General features: G+C 63.0%; 16 protein-coding genes. 11 read left to right on the plus strand and 5 right to left on the minus strand.

The features are described from left to right. Positions 1–71 precede the first annotated feature (71 nt). Complete coding sequence (locus ADIAG_RS02545; protein WP_007269732.1) at positions 72–632, minus strand: Dps family protein; 561 nt, start codon at positions 630–632, stop codon at positions 72–74. 159 nt (positions 633–791) lie between these two features. Next, on the minus strand, positions 792–1,283 hold the full coding sequence (locus ADIAG_RS02550; RefSeq protein WP_007269733.1) for a DUF6328 family protein: 492 nt from the start codon (positions 1,281–1,283) through the stop codon (positions 792–794). Between the two features lie 144 nt (positions 1,284–1,427). Between ADIAG_RS02550 and uvrA the strand changes: the two genes are divergently transcribed. Together uvrA and ADIAG_RS02560 are read left to right on the plus strand one after the other, a co-directional pair. Then, a complete protein-coding gene (gene uvrA, locus ADIAG_RS02555; protein ID WP_007269734.1) occupies positions 1,428–3,947 on the plus strand; it encodes an excinuclease ABC subunit UvrA in 2,520 nt (839 codons plus the stop codon). 237 nt (positions 3,948–4,184) lie between these two features. Beyond that, positions 4,185–5,345 (plus strand): hypothetical protein, encoded by a 1,161-nt coding sequence (locus ADIAG_RS02560; protein WP_007269735.1) that lies wholly within the window; start codon positions 4,185–4,187, stop codon positions 5,343–5,345. On the opposite strand, the gene ADIAG_RS02565 is transcribed toward ADIAG_RS02560, so the two are convergent. Then, positions 5,346–6,890 (minus strand): FAD-dependent monooxygenase, encoded by a 1,545-nt coding sequence (locus tag ADIAG_RS02565; RefSeq protein ID WP_043473055.1) that lies wholly within the window; start codon positions 6,888–6,890, stop codon positions 5,346–5,348. It lies immediately after the preceding gene. 482 nt (positions 6,891–7,372) lie between these two features. Between ADIAG_RS02565 and ADIAG_RS02570 the strand changes: the two genes are divergently transcribed. The 7 genes from ADIAG_RS02570 to ADIAG_RS19840 all read left to right on the plus strand — a co-directional run bounded on the left by ADIAG_RS02570 (position 7,373) and on the right by ADIAG_RS19840 (position 13,698). Beyond that, positions 7,373–7,819: a hypothetical protein gene (locus tag ADIAG_RS02570; RefSeq protein WP_007269737.1), complete on the plus strand. Its 447-nt coding sequence runs from the start codon at positions 7,373–7,375 to the stop codon at positions 7,817–7,819. Positions 7,820–8,242: 423 nt separating this feature from the next. Further along, complete coding sequence (rlmN, locus tag ADIAG_RS02575) at positions 8,243–9,448, plus strand: 23S rRNA (adenine(2503)-C(2))-methyltransferase RlmN (protein ID WP_235045814.1); 1,206 nt, start codon at positions 8,243–8,245, stop codon at positions 9,446–9,448. 33 nt (positions 9,449–9,481) lie between these two features. Beyond that, positions 9,482–9,970, plus strand: a complete 489-nt coding sequence (locus ADIAG_RS02580) for a carboxymuconolactone decarboxylase family protein (RefSeq protein WP_007269739.1) — start codon at positions 9,482–9,484, stop codon at positions 9,968–9,970. An 8-nt stretch (positions 9,971–9,978) separates the two neighbouring features. After that, a complete protein-coding gene (locus ADIAG_RS02585; RefSeq protein WP_007269740.1) occupies positions 9,979–10,809 on the plus strand; it encodes an oxygenase MpaB family protein in 831 nt (276 codons plus the stop codon). A 642-nt stretch (positions 10,810–11,451) separates the two neighbouring features. Further along, the gene (gene trxA, locus ADIAG_RS02590) at positions 11,452–11,817 is read left to right on the plus strand and encodes a thioredoxin (protein ID WP_007269741.1); all 366 of its coding nucleotides are present in this window, start codon (positions 11,452–11,454) and stop codon (positions 11,815–11,817) included. 125 nt (positions 11,818–11,942) lie between these two features. Continuing rightward, positions 11,943–13,148 carry a pyridoxal phosphate-dependent aminotransferase gene (locus tag ADIAG_RS02595; RefSeq protein WP_007269742.1) on the plus strand — a complete coding sequence of 402 codons (1,206 nt, stop codon included), beginning with the start codon at positions 11,943–11,945 and terminating at the stop codon, positions 13,146–13,148. 136 nt (positions 13,149–13,284) lie between these two features. After that, the gene (locus ADIAG_RS19840; protein WP_007269743.1) at positions 13,285–13,698 is read left to right on the plus strand and encodes a DUF2695 domain-containing protein; all 414 of its coding nucleotides are present in this window, start codon (positions 13,285–13,287) and stop codon (positions 13,696–13,698) included. A 53-nt stretch (positions 13,699–13,751) separates the two neighbouring features. On the opposite strand, the gene ADIAG_RS02605 is transcribed toward ADIAG_RS19840, so the two are convergent. Then, positions 13,752–14,189, minus strand: coding sequence for an acyl-CoA thioesterase (locus ADIAG_RS02605; protein WP_007269744.1), 438 nt, complete (start codon positions 14,187–14,189; stop codon positions 13,752–13,754). Between the two features lie 86 nt (positions 14,190–14,275). After that, a complete protein-coding gene (locus tag ADIAG_RS02610; RefSeq protein WP_007269745.1) occupies positions 14,276–14,791 on the minus strand; it encodes a MarR family winged helix-turn-helix transcriptional regulator in 516 nt (171 codons plus the stop codon). A gap of 117 nt (positions 14,792–14,908) precedes the next feature. Between ADIAG_RS02610 and ADIAG_RS02615 the strand changes: the two genes are divergently transcribed. Further along, entirely contained in the window at positions 14,909–15,556 is a 648-nt protein-coding gene (locus tag ADIAG_RS02615) for an NADPH-dependent F420 reductase (protein WP_043473067.1), read from the plus strand. A 49-nt stretch (positions 15,557–15,605) separates the two neighbouring features. Continuing rightward, positions 15,606–16,637 (plus strand): LLM class flavin-dependent oxidoreductase, encoded by a 1,032-nt coding sequence (locus ADIAG_RS02620; RefSeq protein WP_235045805.1) that lies wholly within the window; start codon positions 15,606–15,608, stop codon positions 16,635–16,637. Positions 16,638–16,714 lie beyond the last annotated feature (77 nt).

The raw sequence follows: 16,714 nt of genomic DNA on the forward strand, positions 1-16,714 counted from the left end.
GAGCAATAAAAAGCGGGGCCGGAAGGGAGGATTCCCTTCCGGCCCCGCTGAACCGCTGTGGTCGGTGAGTGCTACTTGGCTTTCTTAGCCGCACCCTTCTCGGTGCGAGCATCCTTAGTGACCAAGGTGCCTTCGTCGTTTTCCAGATGCGAGCGCATGAACCACTGGAACTGCTCCAGTTCGCCGGTCTGCCCGATGAGCATGTCCTCGGTGACCGGGTCCAGCTTGCCAACCTTTTCGATGGTCTTGCGCATGGATTCGATGATCCCGGTATAGACCAGGTCCAGTGCGGCGAGGTGCTCACTGGTGCTGGCACGGCCGATCTCGTAGTCGTCCCAGGCACGGGCCGCCACCAGGGCGCCGGGCAGGCCGTTGGGCGAGACGCCCATGGTGGCCATGCGTTCGGCCAAGGCATCGATCATGCCGCGGACCAGTTCGATCTGTGGGTCAAGCATCTCGTGGACGCCGATGAAGTCGCGGCCCACCACGTTCCAGTGCGCGTGCTTGAGGGTCAACTGCAGGTCGTTGAATGCGTGGATCCGCATCTGCAGGGCGTCGGCGACCTGGTGACCGTTGTCCAGGGTCAGCCCCGGAACCGTGAATCCCGCGTAGTTTGAGTTTTTTGCTGCCATAACTGCCTCCTCGATGCGTGACTGCTGAGCAGTCTTCCGTGGATATCCATGTGATGTAGCCGTACTTAGGAACGTATCACGAGCATCTGGCGAAACGCCCGGGGATTTCGCGAACAGAAAACATCGACTCGATGCTGCGGGTGTTCCGGGACCCTGCGGCTACTCTGCGGGCAGCGAGGTGCGCGGGGTGACGATGCGCGGCAACACCAGCAAGAGAAACAGCGCCGAGGCCATCAAGATCCCGCCCACCAGCAAACTCATCTGCCAGCCGTGCAGCACCTGCACGACGAACCAAACGCACCCTGCCACCAAGACTCCGACGCCCAGGACCACGAACCTGGACACCAGGTGGCCCAGATGCACGGTGGTGGCCTTCAGCTGCTGCCCGAAGAAGTGCCGGTGCACCGCCACGGGGGTCACCAACATGATGATCAGCAGGGCAGAGGCCACCAGCAGCACCAAGTAGAAGATTTCATCGGGGGCCTCGAGGGTGTCGAAACGGGATTGAAAGGGCAGGACCACCAGGAAGGCCGCGAGGATCTGGGCCCCGGTCTGCATGACCCGCATTTCCTGCAGCAACTCGTTCCACTTGCGGTGCAGCTCTTCGTCGCCGTCCTGGCTCGACGTGTCGGTGTGGCTGTGCTTGGCCATGTCGGCTCCCTTGTGCGTCAGTGTGGTCGTGGAAAAACCTTAGACGAAACCGCTGGGTACAGCGAGCAACACGGCCGAGCCGAGAAGTGCCCAGTTTGGAACCGGGCTGGAGATCGGGGGCTCACCGGATCTAGGGTGGGGAAGGTGAGACACATTAGGCAGGACACCGAGTACACACCGGCCACCAACCGACACGACGGATTCGTCCATGTGCGTGGGGCCAACGAGAACAACCTACAAGATGTCGAGGTGCGCATCCCGCGTGATGCCATCGTCGCTTTCACCGGGGTCTCCGGATCAGGGAAGTCCTCGCTGGCCTTCGGCACCATCTTCGCCGAGGCACAGCGCCGGTTCCTGGAATCCGTGGCGCCCTATGCCCGACGATTGATCGCCCAGGGCCACACACCCCAGGTCGAGTTCATCTCCGGCCTGCCGCCGGCGGTGGCCCTGCAACAGCGCCGCGCCACGGCTTCCTCCCGCTCCACCGTCGGCACGCTGACCACGCTGTCGAACTCGGTGCGCATGCTCTTTTCCCGGGCCGGGGATTACCCGGCCGGGGCGGAGCGCCTGGACTCGGATTCTTTCTCGCCTAATACCGCGGTGGGCGCCTGCCCGCAGTGTCACGGGCTGGGCATCGCCCACAGCGTGAGCGCCGAAACCCTGGTCCCTGACCCGTCCTTGAGCATCCGCGAAGGAGCGATCGCTGCCTGGCCCGGAGCCTGGCAGGGTAAAAACCTGCGCGACATCACCACCCACCTGGGCTATGACGTGGATGTGCCTTTCCGCGAGCTGCCGGCCAGTGCGCGCGATTGGATATTGTTCACGCAGGAACAGCCCGTCGTGGAGGTGGTGCCCGAACGCGATCGGATCGCCAAGCCCTACCAGGGCAGGTTCTGGAGCGCGAAGCGCTACGTGCTGCACACCGTGGCCGAATCGAAGTCGGAGACCATGCGTGCCAAGGCGTTGGCCTTCATGTCTTCCGGTCCCTGCCCGGACTGCGCCGGGACCGGGTTCCGGCCCGAAGCCCTGGCCGTGAGAGTGGCATCCTTGGACATCGCAGCCTTCAATGCCACGGCCCTGGGTGCCCTCGCCGGGGTACTGCGCCCACTGGCGGAGCCGAGGGACCCAGAATCCGATGACCTTGCAGCAGATGTCGCGGCATCGATCGCCGCCGACCTGCTCGAGCGCATCGAGGTGCTGGTCAACCTGGGCCTGGGCTACCTGAGCCTGGACAGGGGGACCCCGACGCTTTCTCCCGGGGAGATGCAGCGCCTGCGTATCGCCACGCAGCTGCGCTCGGGGCTATTCGGGGTCATCTACGTCTTGGACGAGCCTTCCGCCGGCCTGCACCCGGCCGACGCGGCCCCGCTGTTGGATGTGCTCGAGGCGCTGAAGGCCGGAGGGAACTCGGTGTTCGTGGTGGAACACAACATGGAAGTGGTCTCCCGTGCGGATTGGATCGTGGATGTGGGCCCCGGCGCCGGGGCAGGCGGTGGCAAGGTGCTCTACAGCGGGCCCGTGGCCGGTCTGGCACAGATCGAAGAATCGCTGACCCGCGAATTCCTTCAGCCACGGGCCCAGGCCGCGGTTGCCCGCACACGACGGGAACCCGCGCACTGGCTGGAGATCGAGGGGGTACACCTGCACAACCTGGTGGGCCTGGATGCGCGCTTCCCGTTGGGAGTGCTCAGTGCCGTGACAGGGGTATCGGGCTCGGGCAAGTCGTCCCTGGTCAGCCAGGCGTTGGCCGATGCTCCCGGGTTGGCCCAAGACGCCGTGGCGGGCAGCGACGCTGCAGCATCAAACGGACAAGGGCAGCAGATCGAGACCGGACGGGCCCGAATCGGTGCGGTACACGGCTCCGAGCGGATCGACCGCGTGGTGACGATGGACCAAAAACCCATTGGCCGGACCCCGCGCTCAAACCTGGCCACCTACACGGGCCTGTTCGACGCGGTGCGCAAGACCTTCGCCGAGACCGAGCTGGCGAAGGCCCGCGGCTACGGAGCCGGCCGTTTCTCCTTCAACGTGGCCGGCGGGCGCTGCGATAAATGTCTGGGAGAGGGCTACCTGGAAGTTGAGCTGCTCTTCCTGCCCGGCAGTTACGGTCCCTGCCCCGAATGCCACGGCTCGCGCTACAACCAAGAAACCCTCGAGGTCACCTACCGCGGCCTGAACATCGCCGAGATCCTGGCGCTCGGGGTGGATGAAGCCTACGAATTCCTGTCGTCGATCCCGGCTGCCGCCCGCTCCCTGGCGACGCTGCGCGAAGTGGGTCTGGGCTACCTGCGCCTGGGCCAACCTGCCACCGAGCTGTCCGGTGGCGAGGCCCAACGCATCAAACTGGCCACGGAACTGCAGCGTGCCCGCCGCGGACACACGCTCTACCTCCTCGATGAGCCCACCACCGGTCTGCACCCGGCCGATGTGCGCCTGCTGCTGGAGCAGCTGCATCGACTGGTCGAGGCAGGGAACACCGTGATCGTGGTGGAGCACCACATGGATGTGGTTGCTGCCGCGGACTGGATCATCGATCTGGGGCCTGCGGGCGGGGATGCCGGAGGCCGGATCGTCGCGACGGGAACACCGGAGCAGCTCGCGGTGCATCCAGAATCCCGCACCGCACCGTATCTAGCCGCGCGGCTGGGGCTTCACACCGGATGAAACCAACCTGAGGAACTGGCTCTTAGTCCCTGCAGCCCACGGGGTCGTGGGATGGCATGGTGCTGAGGAACCCCAAAATCCATGCCTGAGCCACAGGACAGTGGAAGAGGCATCGGAGCTTGCCCAAGCCAGACTGAGCCGGGTCGCCAAAATCCTTGCGTCTCATGCTGCAGCTCCGCTGTCGTGGGCTCGGGGGCGGGCCTCTGCCCTCTGGCAAAAGATGGAAGGATGGGGTCCGTGGAAAATGAACTAAATCCTCGGTCCTCGAAACCGACCGCGGACCAGCAGTTTCGGGCCGAGAGCTGGGCGCTGTGGCTCGGACTTAGCTGCATGGTGGCCGGCCTGGTCGTGTGCATCATCGGATTTTCCGGATACCGCCCCGACCTAGCCGGATACCGGTCGGTGGGTGTCTATGCGGCGATCATGGCCGCGATCTCGGCCACCGTCGGAGCGGCGCTGGGCTACCGCCGATTCCTGATGGTCTCCCAAATCTGGCTGCTCGAATTCCCGCGCTACCGCCAAATCATCAACGCTGCCGCCTTGGTGCTCATCCACGCCGCGATCTGTGCCATGGCGGGAATCATCATCTTCCGCGTCTTCCAGGACGCTTTCCTGGGCCTGAACGTCGACAGGTTCGCCGGGAGCCTCATGGTGGGGGTCTATGCCGGGATCTGCGGCTATGCGGCACTGGTCTCGGCGGCGCGGATCAGCGCGCAGTCGCTCTCCGCACTACTGGCAATCTTCTTGGTCACCGGGGTGTTCATCAGCATGCTGGCAGCCGAGGACCCATACTGGTGGCAGTCGATGTTTTCCGAGCTGGGGACCCGGGCCTCGGGTACCACCTCCTTCTGGACCTTCAACCTCACCCTGGTCATTTCCGGGGTGGTGCTCAGCACCCTGACCGCCTTCATCGTGCGCAACGTAAAGCTGATGGCGGGGATCCACGACGACTATGCCGAGGCCCAGGGCAAGTCCCGTCCACGCTTCATCAGGCCCCGCCCCGCGGTGGTGCGCATCTGTCTACTGGGACTCGGGCTCTGCGTCATCGGCATCGGGCTGGTCCCCATCAGCGTCGCGGCCCCGATCCATGCAGGAATCGTGCGGACCGCGGCCGGGTTCATCGTGGTGCTGTTAGTGGGCGCGGCGTTCTGGCTCCCGGGTTTCCCCTGGGTGTTCCACCTGTTCTCCTTCGCATGCTTCCTGGGGTTGGTGGGCGCGGCGCTGCTCTGGCAGCCGCTGGCTTATTACAACCTCACGGCCTTCGAACTGGCGGTGGTGGGCATCGTCTTTGGCTGGCTGGTGGTCTTCATCCGTACCACCGCCGCGGCGCTCGCCGTGAAGGAGAAGGCGCTTGAGGACCTGCTCTTGGCCAATCAGCAGCGGCTCGCGGCCGACTGATCAGGACGTGACGTGCTCGAAATGCGCCACAAACATGTCCGGACGCACCAGCACCACGGAGCCGTTGGGCAGCCGGCGCTTGGGTGAAGGAGCGAACTCATGCAGCGCAACCCCGTATTCTGCGGCCAGCTCGGCCCCGCGCGTCCGGCCAGCGGGCCCGTAGACATGCACCTGCCAGCAGGCGTCGTTGAGCACCTCGAAGTTATCCGGTGCTTCCCCGGTCCTGTTGGGGACCCATGGCAGCCTGCGGCCCAGCACCTTGCCGCGGCGCCGGGTGCGGGCAAACCCACTGGCCAGCGTGGCCCGATCCCGTGAGCGCTCATCCATCCAGTAGTGGATGCGGATCTGCGAGAGGTAGCCAAAGAAGCGGCGGCCCGCAGGAATCCTCCCGACCAGGCGCACCATCGCGGGCCAGAAGATCGGCATCGCCCGGGTGCGGATCATGCGGGCCAACCATGAATCGGAGGTTGCCGCGCTGAAGAGCCTGTCGGTGGTGGAGACCAAGCGTAGCGCCACCGGGCGACGTTCTGCCTCGTAGCGTTCCAAGTAGGTCTCGGGCATCCGACCGGAGAACACATCGGCGAGCTTGCAGACCAGGTTGTGGGCGTCCTGCAGGCCGGTGTTCATGCCTTGGGCACCCACGGGGGAGTGGATGTGGGCGGCGTCTCCGGTCAGGAAGACCCTGCCCTGGCTGAAGCGTTCGGCGACCCGGTGGTGCACCCGGTAGGTGGCGAACCATGAGGCGGAGTTGTACCTGACGCCGAACTCGTTGCGCAGGCTGGTCCTGGCACGGGCCTCGTCCACATCAGGCTTTTGAGCGCTGTCGTCCTGGGGTTCGTGCAGGATACCGAGGATCCGGCGGCGTTCGCCGCCGGCTGAGTCGGACCCCATGGGGAAGCCGAGCATGAAGTTCTCATCGGAGAAGCGGAGGTTAATGCCTGAACCCATGCCCGAAACCCCTTGGGCGTCGAGCACATAGAAGACCTCGTCATCGGTGGTGCCCTCGAACTTGATGTCAAAGGATTCGCGCAAGGGGGAGGCTGCGCCGTCCGCGGCGATCACGTAGCGCGCAGAGATATGTACCGGGCCCTGCGGGCCATTGCATTTGATGAGCAGCTGGTCCCCGGTGTCCTGGAAGGAATCGTAGCCGTGTTCCCACAGCACGGGGTTGCCTGAGTTTTTCAGGTGCTCGGCCAGCAACTCTTCGTTGGCGCTTTGTTCCAGCATGGTCAGGCCCGCGTAGTGGGTCTGGGAGTAGCCCAGACGATTGAGTTTGATGCTCTTGAAACTTCGGCCGCCGATCCCGGGGCGCATTTCGCCGGTGGGCACTGCACGTTTTTGTACCTCGTCGGCCAGGCCGAGCTGGCGGTAGATCTCCATGCTGCGGGCCTGCAACGCCAGGGCCCGTGATTCCTTGGTGGGACCCGACTTCAGGTCAACGACCTTTGCTTCGATCCCGAATTTCTGTAGCCACGCACCTGCCATCAGGCCCGTGGGCCCGGCGCCGATGACTAAAACCTCAGTGTGAAGCAGCGTGATATCCATGACCTTCACGCTACGCCCGAATCCTGTGCAATGCACTGGTGAGTAGGCCCTGGCGGGTCGGAACTGCTCTGGTGTTCCGGCGGGGAGGGAAGGGGCCCGCGCCATCGTGCTCTTGCTCGGCATCGGCCAGGTAGGCAATCGGGCTCGAGGTAGGTGCGTGCACCGAAGCATGAAATAACCTGGGAGTCTCAAATCGGACCAGGTGGAGGTACGGCGGGCAAGGGATCTCCGGGGAAGGCCGGCACCCAGGACTTGGCCGTGCAGAAGCCTTAATAGGCCCCTCAGCTGTGGATGGCGACGCTGACCACGACCGGTCTGAAAGGTTCCGCGCGGCTTCGTCGCGGCACCATTGGCGGCTGGCTCGCCGGGCGCAAAGGTCCATGCCAGAGGGTTTATTTCTCATACTACGGGCGGATGACACCGGCACATGATCCACCCAAGGACCGACGCTCTTGGCAGGTCGATACTTTTAGGATGGAGATATGTCCAAGAAAAAGTATCTCCCAGCAAGTGTCCTGGTTCTTCCGTTTCTCTTGCTGTTGACCGGCTGTGACATTAACGGGTTGCTGGCCGATAGCTCTGAACAGTCCACCACGCGGAGCGCCAAGACCTCTGAAGAGGGAGTCGCCGACGGGCTACTGCCAAAATGGGTGCCCAAGGGAGGCACCAACGCCGAGTTGGTGCAGCGCAACAGCGGCAGCGAACGAATTTTCGTGATGGATTATGCCGGTGACCTCCCTGCTAAGGCGTGCAAACCATTGGGCACGGTCGGTGAACCCACAAAAACCGAGCTTGCAAACGCCTATGCCAGCGATGACCGCATCAAAAGTTTTGATCCGGAGGAAATTTCAGATACTCGGACTCTGGAAGCCAGCTGGTGGCCGGAAGGAACCGAACTGAGGACCACGCACCTGTGTGAGCGATTCTGAGTCCAGCAGAGCGACGGCAAGTTGTATGCCTTCGCGCCGGACACCATTGACACTGTCACTAACGTCCAGAAAGAGCGTGAAGCCCGGAACAGTCAATAGGAAAGGCCGAATTCATCGGCGATGTGCTCGCCACCGGCCCGAACAACGAACCACGGATCGTGGGGGGAAGCCCGACATCTAGAACTCAATGGTGCAGATCGGCCGGGCCGCGAAACCGTCGGTCATCCTCAAGGAGCATGTTGCGGCGGGCTTCGTGTGGTGGTGCCCAATCTCACCGCCCACGCACTGGACATGCATGGGAGAATGGATGGGATGACTTCCCCCGAAATTACCCCAGTGACCGAGCCTGCCACCACTGCGCCCGCCGCAGAGGACGCCGGAGCCCGCCGTGCAGCCCAGGCCGCGGCTCAGGGTGCCCAGCAAATGCGCATCTCCGAATCCCGAGCCAAGGCCGAGGGCCGTGCACAAGTGCGCCCCACCGCCGAGGGGTGGAAGCAGGCCATGGGCGATGACGGTCGCCCACAGCTTCAGTTCACCGCAAAGAAGCGTGTGACGCAGCCGCCAGTGCACCTTGCCGACCTGACCTTGGACGAACGTGCCGCCAAGCTCAAGGAGATCGGTCTGCCGGCCTTCCGTGCCAAGCAGCTCTCGGTGCACTACTTCCAGCACTACACCACCGATCCCGAACTGATGAGCGACCTTCCCAAGGACCGCCGCGCCGAGATCGCCGACGTCATGTTCCCGAAGCTCCTCACCGAGGTCAAGCGACTGGCCACCGACGACGGCAGGACCATCAAGTTCCTGTGGCGACTCTTTGACGGTTCCCTGATCGAGTCGGTGCTGATGCGCTACAGCAACCGCATCACCCTATGTATCTCCAGCCAGTGCGGCTGCGGCATGAACTGCCCGTTCTGCGCCACCGGCCAGGCCGGCCTGACCCGCAACATGTCCACCGCGGAGATCCTGGACCAGATCGTCCAGGCCAACCGCGTCATCGCCGAAGGCGGCCTGGGTGGACAGAAGCACCCCGAAGAGCGCGTGGGCAACATCGTGTTCATGGGCATGGGCGAGCCACTGGCCAACTACAAGCGCGTCATGAACGCCGTGCACCGCATGGTGGCAGAGGCCCCCGAGGGCTTGGGCATGAGTGCCCGCGGCATCACCGTCTCCACCGTTGGCCTGGTTCCTGCCATCCTCAAGCTGGCCGAAGAGGGCGTCCCGGTCACCTTCGCGCTGTCGCTGCACGCGCCGGATGACGAGCTGCGCGACGAGATGATCCCGGTGAACTCGAAGTGGAAGGTCGACGAGGCCCTCGACGCCGCGTTCAACTACTACGTGAAGACCGGACGCCGCGTCTCCATCGAGTACGCGCTGATCAAGGACATGAACGACCACGGCTGGCGCGCAGACCTGCTGGCCCGCAAGCTCAACGCCCGCGGTCGCGGCTGGGTGCACGTGAACCCGATCCCGCTGAACCCGACTCCGGGCTCGGTCTGGACCGCCTCGGAACCGGATGTCACCGCGGAGTTCATCGACCGCCTCGACTCCGCGGGCGTGCCCACCACGCTGCGCGACACCCGCGGCAAGGAAATCGACGGAGCCTGCGGCCAGCTCGCCGCCGCAGAGTAAGTTGTAACCACCACATTGGGGCGCGAGGGCGCCATGGATGAGATGAGTCAAGAAGTGTCATTGGCAGCACCGTTTTTCCTGGACAAATCCGACACCGCCAGCTGGAAGGCCCTGAACGGCCTTTCGCTCAAGGTCAAGGAAGCCGCGGAGGCGGCGGGGCTGGACACCAGGCTCATCGAATTGCTTAATGTGCGAATCTCGCAGATCAATGGCTGCGCCTTCTGCCTGGACATGCACTCCCGGATGGCCCTCGAGGCCGAGGAAACCAGCCAGCGTCTCGCGGTGCTCTCCACGTGGCGCGAAACCGCACTGTTCAACGACCTTGAATCCGCTGCGCTCTCGGTTGCCGAGGCAGCCACCGAGCTGCCGGATTCCGAGACGCGGATCGCCGAGCTAGCGTCATCCCGCATGGTGCTGAACGACGCACAGTTCTCTGCCATCCAGTGGGCCGCCATTGCCATGAACGCCTTCAACCGTGTCTCGATCCTGTCGCAGCATCCGGTACGCCCGAGTAAGAAATAGCGGGAACCATGAACGAGCGCGGGATCGTGGACCGGGACATCTCGGTGCTCTCACGCTTCGCGCCCGAAAGCGTCTACCTGCTCGGGGGCGGTCGGGCCATCCTGTTGCAGCTTGCCCTTCCCGGGGTGGGCCACGGTGTGGCCAGGCATTCGAACTTTGCATCCAACCCGCTGGGTCGACTCAACGGCACTCTGACCTATATTTATGCCCTGAGCAACGGCACCGACGCGCAGCGTGCCAAGGTTCGGGCGATGGTGCATGGGGCCCATGCACCGGTCAAGGCTCCGGCAGCCAAGGACAGAACGCACCCTGCCTATTCGGCACGCGACCCGAAGCTGCAATTGTGGGTTGCCGCGACACTGTACGACTCCGCCATGACCATCCAGCAGGCGGTGTTCCCCGAACTCGACGAGGAGACCGCCGAGGCTCTGTACCGGGACTATGCGGTCCTGGGCACCGAACTGGGCATGCCCGCGCACCTGTGGCCCGCGACCCGCGCCGACTTCGCAGACTACTGGTCCGAGACCAGCAACAGCCTGCACGTCGATGACCGCGTGCGGGAAGTAGCCCATGAGCTGCTGGCCGCAAAACACGCACCCTGGTGGATCCGGGCGGCCATGCCGCTGGTCAGGCTGGTCAGCGTCGGGCTGCTGCCCGAGCATGTACGGAGCATGTTTGGGTTCCACTTCAATGACCGACAGCAACGTCGGATGGATGTGGTCATGCGTTGTGCGAGGGTGGCCGTGCGAATCCTGCCACGTTCACTGCGACATTTCCCGATGCGCTACTACCTGCGCCGCCTCGATGGATCGGCAGCCAACCATACCGCCGGTTCCTGAAGACACATGCGAGAACAGTAGTGTCATCCGCCTACTCAAAACGGTCGCGCCATCGTGGAAAAAGCCCTGGCGTCATACCAGTAGGCCGCTACAGGCTCATCACCACAAATCAGGCCGGCACGTCAACGAGTATGTTTCGACCGGCCACGTCGCTGACAATGGACGGCACCCTTTGAATGGCCTCCTGGGACCACTGCCAACGAGCGCAGATACCTTGACGGGGCATGTGATCGCCACGCATCCGGGCGACTAAGGCTGGGAATCGATCCCAAACGATGTGAAGATTGTCCATGGCGAGCCGGCTCTTATCCTACGCGGCGGTTCTACCTGCTGAAGTAACGAATTTATCGGGCACTGGTCCAAGCGAGGAGGCAACGGTTACGTTGACAGCGAGCTTTTCTCATCGAACGCAGGAGCAGCGATCCTCCGTTGCCACATCGCCGAGCGCATCTTCGATGTGCTCACCGCACCCTTCCCACGTCGGCTTGGCACAGTTATCGCAGGTGACCTTCTTGCACATGTAAAGACTCCCTTAAAAGTTTGTAACGGCTCTTCGGAATAGTACCCCGGCAGGTTTTGTTGTGCCATTTGTGGATTCGACACGGAATCTGCATGGACCTCTCTCGAAGGGACAGAGCACCTATGGCTTCCATGGAACTGACCTCAACAAACTTTGAAACGACAATCAGCGAGCCGGGAACCGTCCTGGTGGACTTCTGGGCCGCATGGTGCGGACCCTGCCGCAACTTCGCCCCGGTCTTCGAAGCAGCCAGCGAAAAGTACCCTGACATCACCTTCGGCAAGATCGACACCGAAGCCGAACAGCAGCTCGCGGCTGCAGCCAACATCACCTCCATCCCGACCCTCATGGCATTCCGCGACGGAATCCTGGTCTTCTCCCAGCCCGGCGCATTGCCAGCCGAAGCGCTGGAAGACCTGATCGGCCAGATCCAGGGACTGGACATGGATGCCATCAAGAAGGACATCGCAGCAGACACCACGGCATGATTTCTGTCAGATTCGCGCTTCGAGGGCCCTCCGGCAATTGCTGCTGGCGGGCCCTCGGGCGTTAACGCTGTCGGCTGTGACACGCTTGGGACAGATATCAGGTTCATGCAGGTGTTGGAGGAAGAATGCAGCGCACGTTGAAGGTCGCCGATCGGGCCAAGGTCTCGGCGTTTGAAGTCATGAATATCTTGGATCGGGTAGCCCAACTGCGGGCCGCAGGCCGGGACGTGATCTCCCTGTGCGCCGGTGAACCCAGTGATGGTGCGCCCAGCGCCGTGTCGCAACGCGCCGCCCAGATCCATGCCGACGGCCTGCCGCTGACCTATACGCCGGCACTCGGTATCCGGGAGCTGCGCGAAGCCATCGCCACGCACTACAAACGTTGGTACGACATCGAGGTATCAGCAGACAACGTCGCCGTCACCACCGGTAGCTCGGGTGCCTTCCTGCTGATGTTCCTCTCCGCCTTCAACGCCGGCGACAAGGTGGCATTGGCCCGCCCCGGCTACCCGGCTTATGCCAACATCCTTCGCACCCTGGGCGTTGAGGTCATCGAACTCAACGCCGGTCCCGAGTCAAGGTACCAGCCCACCGTGGAGCTGCTCGAAGCAGCACAGCTGGAGCATGGCGAACTTGACGGTCTGATGCTTGCGTCGCCAGCAAACCCCACCGGAACCATGGCTTCGGGAGAGGAACTGGAGGCGCTGACCACCTGGTGCAAGGACCAAGGGGTTCGGTTGATCAGCGACGAGATCTACCACGGCATCGACTATCCCGAAGCGGGAACCGACACTCGGCGTTCGGTCAGTGCCTGGGAACTGGATACGGACACCGTGGTCATTTCGAGCTTCTCGAAGTACTGGGGCATGACAGGCTGGCGGTTGGGTTGGGCCTTGGTTCCCAACGACATGCTTGCGACCGTTGATGCCTTGGCCGGAAACGTGGCTCTCTGTGCTCCGGCACCGGCCCAATACGCTGCCCTGGCGGCCTTCACCGATGATGCTTACCTCGAAGCCGAAGTGCGCGTGGCGGAATTCGCCCGAACCAGGGCTGCGGTGCTGAACTCGATCGACCGGTTGGGGTGGGGCGAATACGCACCTGCAGACGGGGCCTTCTACCTGTATGCGGATGTGGGCAGCAAGCTCGGATCCCATGCGAACTCCGCTGCCTATTGCGCTGCGTTGCTGGAAGCCGAAGGTGTTGCCATTGTCCCGGGAAACGATTTCGATCACGTCAAGGGGGACACCCACGTACGTCTGAGCTTTGCTGCAGGATATGAGTCCGTGACAGAGGCGATCGAGCGCATTGTGAGGTTCCAGGGCGACGCCTGATTTGGCGGGGAAGGGGCTTCTCCGCACATCGGGCCTGCCACTGCCGATCGATGTTGTGCACAGCCGGGGATGATGCTGATCGCTGGTGATGCCAGGTGTTCCATGCTGGAGGCTCCACCAACCTGAGGAGCCCGCCATGGAAGAATATACGGTCACCGAGCTGGAAGACGCCCTCAAGGTCGTCAAACAGCTGCTTCCGCCGCGCTACGAATGCTTGGCGTGCTATCTCAACCGCATGCTGGCAAGCCGCAACTGCAACGGTCTGAAGTGGTGCACGACCTACCGGGACCTGCGGGCGCCACGTGCCACGGCGATGGAACGGAAGTTCCCGGATCTCGGTGGCTACTGCGACTGCGAGGTCCTGGCGAACATCTTCCACATCAACGATGCACTATGGTCCAGCGCGGAGGGCGGAAGCGCTGATGACGCCTACGTCCCCGCCTGTCACAAGGTCCGTCTGGGAACCATCAAGCCCTGTGAGCTGTGGCTGATGCGCAGCGGGGTGCAGTGGGGCGGGGGAGTGTTCCGCTCGGCCACCAGGGCGTCGTAGTTCGGGAGCCCAGGGGTTGGCCGTTTTCACGAGCCGCCCCCGGATTGCAGGAGCTACTGCTCGTCGGGTTGCTTCAGCTTCAAATGCTCGCCCGGGATGCGGTCGCGGTCGTAAGTGATCTCGGAGAAACCGTGCGCGGCAGGGGTGCCGTCGGGGCCGAGGTTAACGAAAACGATCTTCTCGATGGTCAAGATCGACTGTCGCGTAAACATATTGCGCACCTCGGCGCGCATGGTCAGGGAGGTGCGGCCGAAATGGGTAGCAGTGAGGCCCATTTCGATCAGGTCGCCCTGTTGAGCCGAGGAAACGAAGTTGATTTCCGACATGTACTTGGTGACGGCAAAACCGTTGCCGAGCTGGACGATCGCGTAGATTGCAGCTTCCTCGTCGATCCAACGCAGTAGCGAGCCGCCAAAAAGCGTGCCGTTGGCATTGAGATCCTCGGGGCGGACCCATTTACGGGTGTGGAATGTAATGTCTCCATCGGTCATGGAACGAGTCTATGGCGTTCGGGCCGGTCAGCAGCCGATTAGTGACAGGAACCATGGAGCGCCGCTTCGTGAATCCCAGAGGAAAATCAGTCCAGCTGGTCCATTGCCTCACAAGGGTTGGCACCGGGCTGCGCTCGGTGGATGTCCATGGAGAGCTTGGAAACCAGCGCGGCAAGTTGCGCGCTTTCAGTGGAGTCAAGGCCGGCAAGCAGCTGTTGCTCGGCTGCGGCAACGCGTATCTCGAGCTGGTTCAGCAGGTCGACGCCCTGCTCGGTGGCAACAATCTTTCGCGCCCTGCGATCTGTCGGTGCCGGGACTCGTTCGACGAGTCCTGCCGTCACGAGGTCATCGATGCGATAGGTCAGCACCGTGCGGTCGATGCCCAAATGGGCGCTCAGGGCCTGCTGGTTGGCGGGCTCGTGGTGGACGACCGTGGAAAGCATTTGGTAGCCGCGCACCGAGCACGGCATTTCCGCAACCGCCTCGGCAAAAAGAGTTTGATGGCCGCGCAGGATCATGCCCAGATGCCACGCCAGATCCCCCGGAATGAAACCCGGGAGCGGCTTGTCAAGAGACAGGGGAGCATTATGTGTTGAGGCCATGAGGTCCATCATAGCCGACGATACGGTGTTGCGCAGATGATCTGTTCAGAATATAGTCTGTACTACAACGTAATTTCTTGAAGGGCAGGACAGATGGTTATCGGCGCACAAGGTCATATGGCATCTCGGGGCACGATCGGCATCCTAGGTGCCGGCCGTGTGGGAACCGCCATTGCCCGCTTGGCGATTGCCGCAGGGTATCGCGTGAAAATCGCGACCTCCAAGCCGGCCGCCGACAATGCCTTGATCATCGAGATCGTGACCCCGGGCGCCGAGGCCGTCGATGTAGCAGAGGCCGCCGACTCGGACCTGGTGCTTCTCGCGGTGCCGCTGCACAAATACAAAACGGTCAACGCCGAGGCGCTGGCAGGAGCAGTTGTCATGGACGCCATGAACTACTGGTCGGTCACCGATGGGGATATCGCCGACTTCGAGATCGACGATCGTTCCTCCTCGGAGGTCGTTGCGGCCCACTTGAACGAATCGCGCGTCGTGAAATCCTTCAACCACATCGGCTACCACGAGATGGAGCCCGATGCCTCGACGCCGGGTTCCACTGGCCGTAGGGCGTTGGCGATTGCCTCGGATGACACTGAAGCGAAAGCGCGGGTCGCAGCCTTCATCGATGCCTTGGGCTTTGACCCGGTGGACGCCGGCGACCTTGCAGCAGGAAGAGCCTTTGAACCGGGAACTGACATTTTCAACGGCCGCTTCAGCGCCGATGAGCTGTCGCTGAAACTGCACGCCAGCCTCGTCACCGCCTAAACCACCCACCAGACCAGCACGAAAGAGCGGGACCCCCATGGAACTTGGCATGTATAGCTTTGGAGACACCCAGCGTAATACCGATGGATCTCTACGCTCCACTGCTGAAGCCATCCAGAACCTGTTCGAGGCGATCAAGCACGCCGATGCCTCCGGTCTTGACTACTTCGGTGTCGGCGAGCACCACACCGCCACGATGCCAGCGTCCTCACCCGGGGCCATGATTGCCGCCGCGGCAGCAGCAACCACACAGATCAAGCTGGGCAGCGCCGCGAGCATCATCGGCACCGACGATCCGGTGCGCATCTTTCAGCAATTCGCCACGGCGGACGCCATCTCCGGTGGAGGCCGCGTGGAAATCACCGCAGGACGTGGTTCTTCGGTGGAGACGTTCCCACTCTTTGGGTACAGCCTCGAGGAATACGACGACCTGTACGCGCAGAAGCTTGACCTGCTCATGGCGATCAACAACGCCGATACCGAGCTTGTCACCTGGTCGGGCACCGTGCGCCCCGCACTTGATGATCTAGCCGTCGTGCCGCGTCCAGCCTCGGGCAAGCTGCCGATCTGGCTGGCCACCGGCGGCAACGCAAGTTCCTCGGCTCGTGCGGGTCAGCTGGGCCTGCCGGTGTCCTACGGCATCATCGGCGGTGCACCGCATCGTTTTGCACCCTTGGCCGAGCTGTACCGTCGTTCCGGCGCCGCCGCCGGACATGCACCGGAATCACTGAGGATCGCGGTGGGAGCTCTAGGGTTTGTGGCTCCGACCAAGAAGGAAGCGCTGGACCGGTTCTACCCGGGATGGCACAACCTCAACGTGGAAATGGGGCGCCTGCGTGGATGGCCCGCTCCTGACAAGCGCGCTTACTTGGAACAAGCCGATGCGCCGGGCGCCTACTACGTGGGATCCCCGGACGAGGTCGCCGAACGCATCGTGCACCTGCATGGATATCTGGGGCACATGCGCCACTTCCTGCAAATGGACCTGGGTGGCACCCCGCAAGACCAGCTGCTGGAATCGATCACTTTGCTCGCCACCGAGGTCAAGCCGCGGGTGCAGCGTCTGATGGCACAAAAGTAGCCACGGGGCTCGTCGTTTTTCGCATCTGCGAAAAGGGACCCGGCTGGGTGCCCCCGACAGGGTTGGCCCAGATGAGT

This window comes from Paeniglutamicibacter gangotriensis Lz1y, from assembly GCF_000348945.1.
GTDB lineage: Bacteria > Actinomycetota > Actinomycetes > Actinomycetales > Micrococcaceae > Paeniglutamicibacter > Paeniglutamicibacter gangotriensis.

Coding starts and splice junctions, on each gene's coding strand:
- ADIAG_RS02610 (WP_007269745.1), bottom strand. CDS start 14,791: ATGGCCTCAACACATAATGCTCCCCTGTCTCTTGACAAGCCGCTCCCG.
- ADIAG_RS02570 (WP_007269737.1), top strand. CDS start 7,373: ATGTCCAAGAAAAAGTATCTCCCAGCAAGTGTCCTGGTTCTTCCGTTT.
- ADIAG_RS02580 (WP_007269739.1), top strand. CDS start 9,482: ATGGATGAGATGAGTCAAGAAGTGTCATTGGCAGCACCGTTTTTCCTG.
- ADIAG_RS02620 (WP_235045805.1), top strand. CDS start 15,606: ATGTATAGCTTTGGAGACACCCAGCGTAATACCGATGGATCTCTACGC.
- rlmN (WP_235045814.1), top strand. CDS start 8,243: ATGCGCATCTCCGAATCCCGAGCCAAGGCCGAGGGCCGTGCACAAGTG.
- ADIAG_RS02605 (WP_007269744.1), bottom strand. CDS start 14,189: ATGACCGATGGAGACATTACATTCCACACCCGTAAATGGGTCCGCCCC.
- ADIAG_RS02545 (WP_007269732.1), bottom strand. CDS start 632: ATGGCAGCAAAAAACTCAAACTACGCGGGATTCACGGTTCCGGGGCTG.
- ADIAG_RS02595 (WP_007269742.1), top strand. CDS start 11,943: ATGCAGCGCACGTTGAAGGTCGCCGATCGGGCCAAGGTCTCGGCGTTT.
- ADIAG_RS02550 (WP_007269733.1), bottom strand. CDS start 1,283: ATGGCCAAGCACAGCCACACCGACACGTCGAGCCAGGACGGCGACGAA.
- ADIAG_RS19840 (WP_007269743.1), top strand. CDS start 13,285: ATGGAAGAATATACGGTCACCGAGCTGGAAGACGCCCTCAAGGTCGTC.
- ADIAG_RS02565 (WP_043473055.1), bottom strand. CDS start 6,890: ATGGATATCACGCTGCTTCACACTGAGGTTTTAGTCATCGGCGCCGGG.
- trxA (WP_007269741.1), top strand. CDS start 11,452: ATGGCTTCCATGGAACTGACCTCAACAAACTTTGAAACGACAATCAGC.
- ADIAG_RS02615 (WP_043473067.1), top strand. CDS start 14,909: ATGGCATCTCGGGGCACGATCGGCATCCTAGGTGCCGGCCGTGTGGGA.
- ADIAG_RS02585 (WP_007269740.1), top strand. CDS start 9,979: ATGAACGAGCGCGGGATCGTGGACCGGGACATCTCGGTGCTCTCACGC.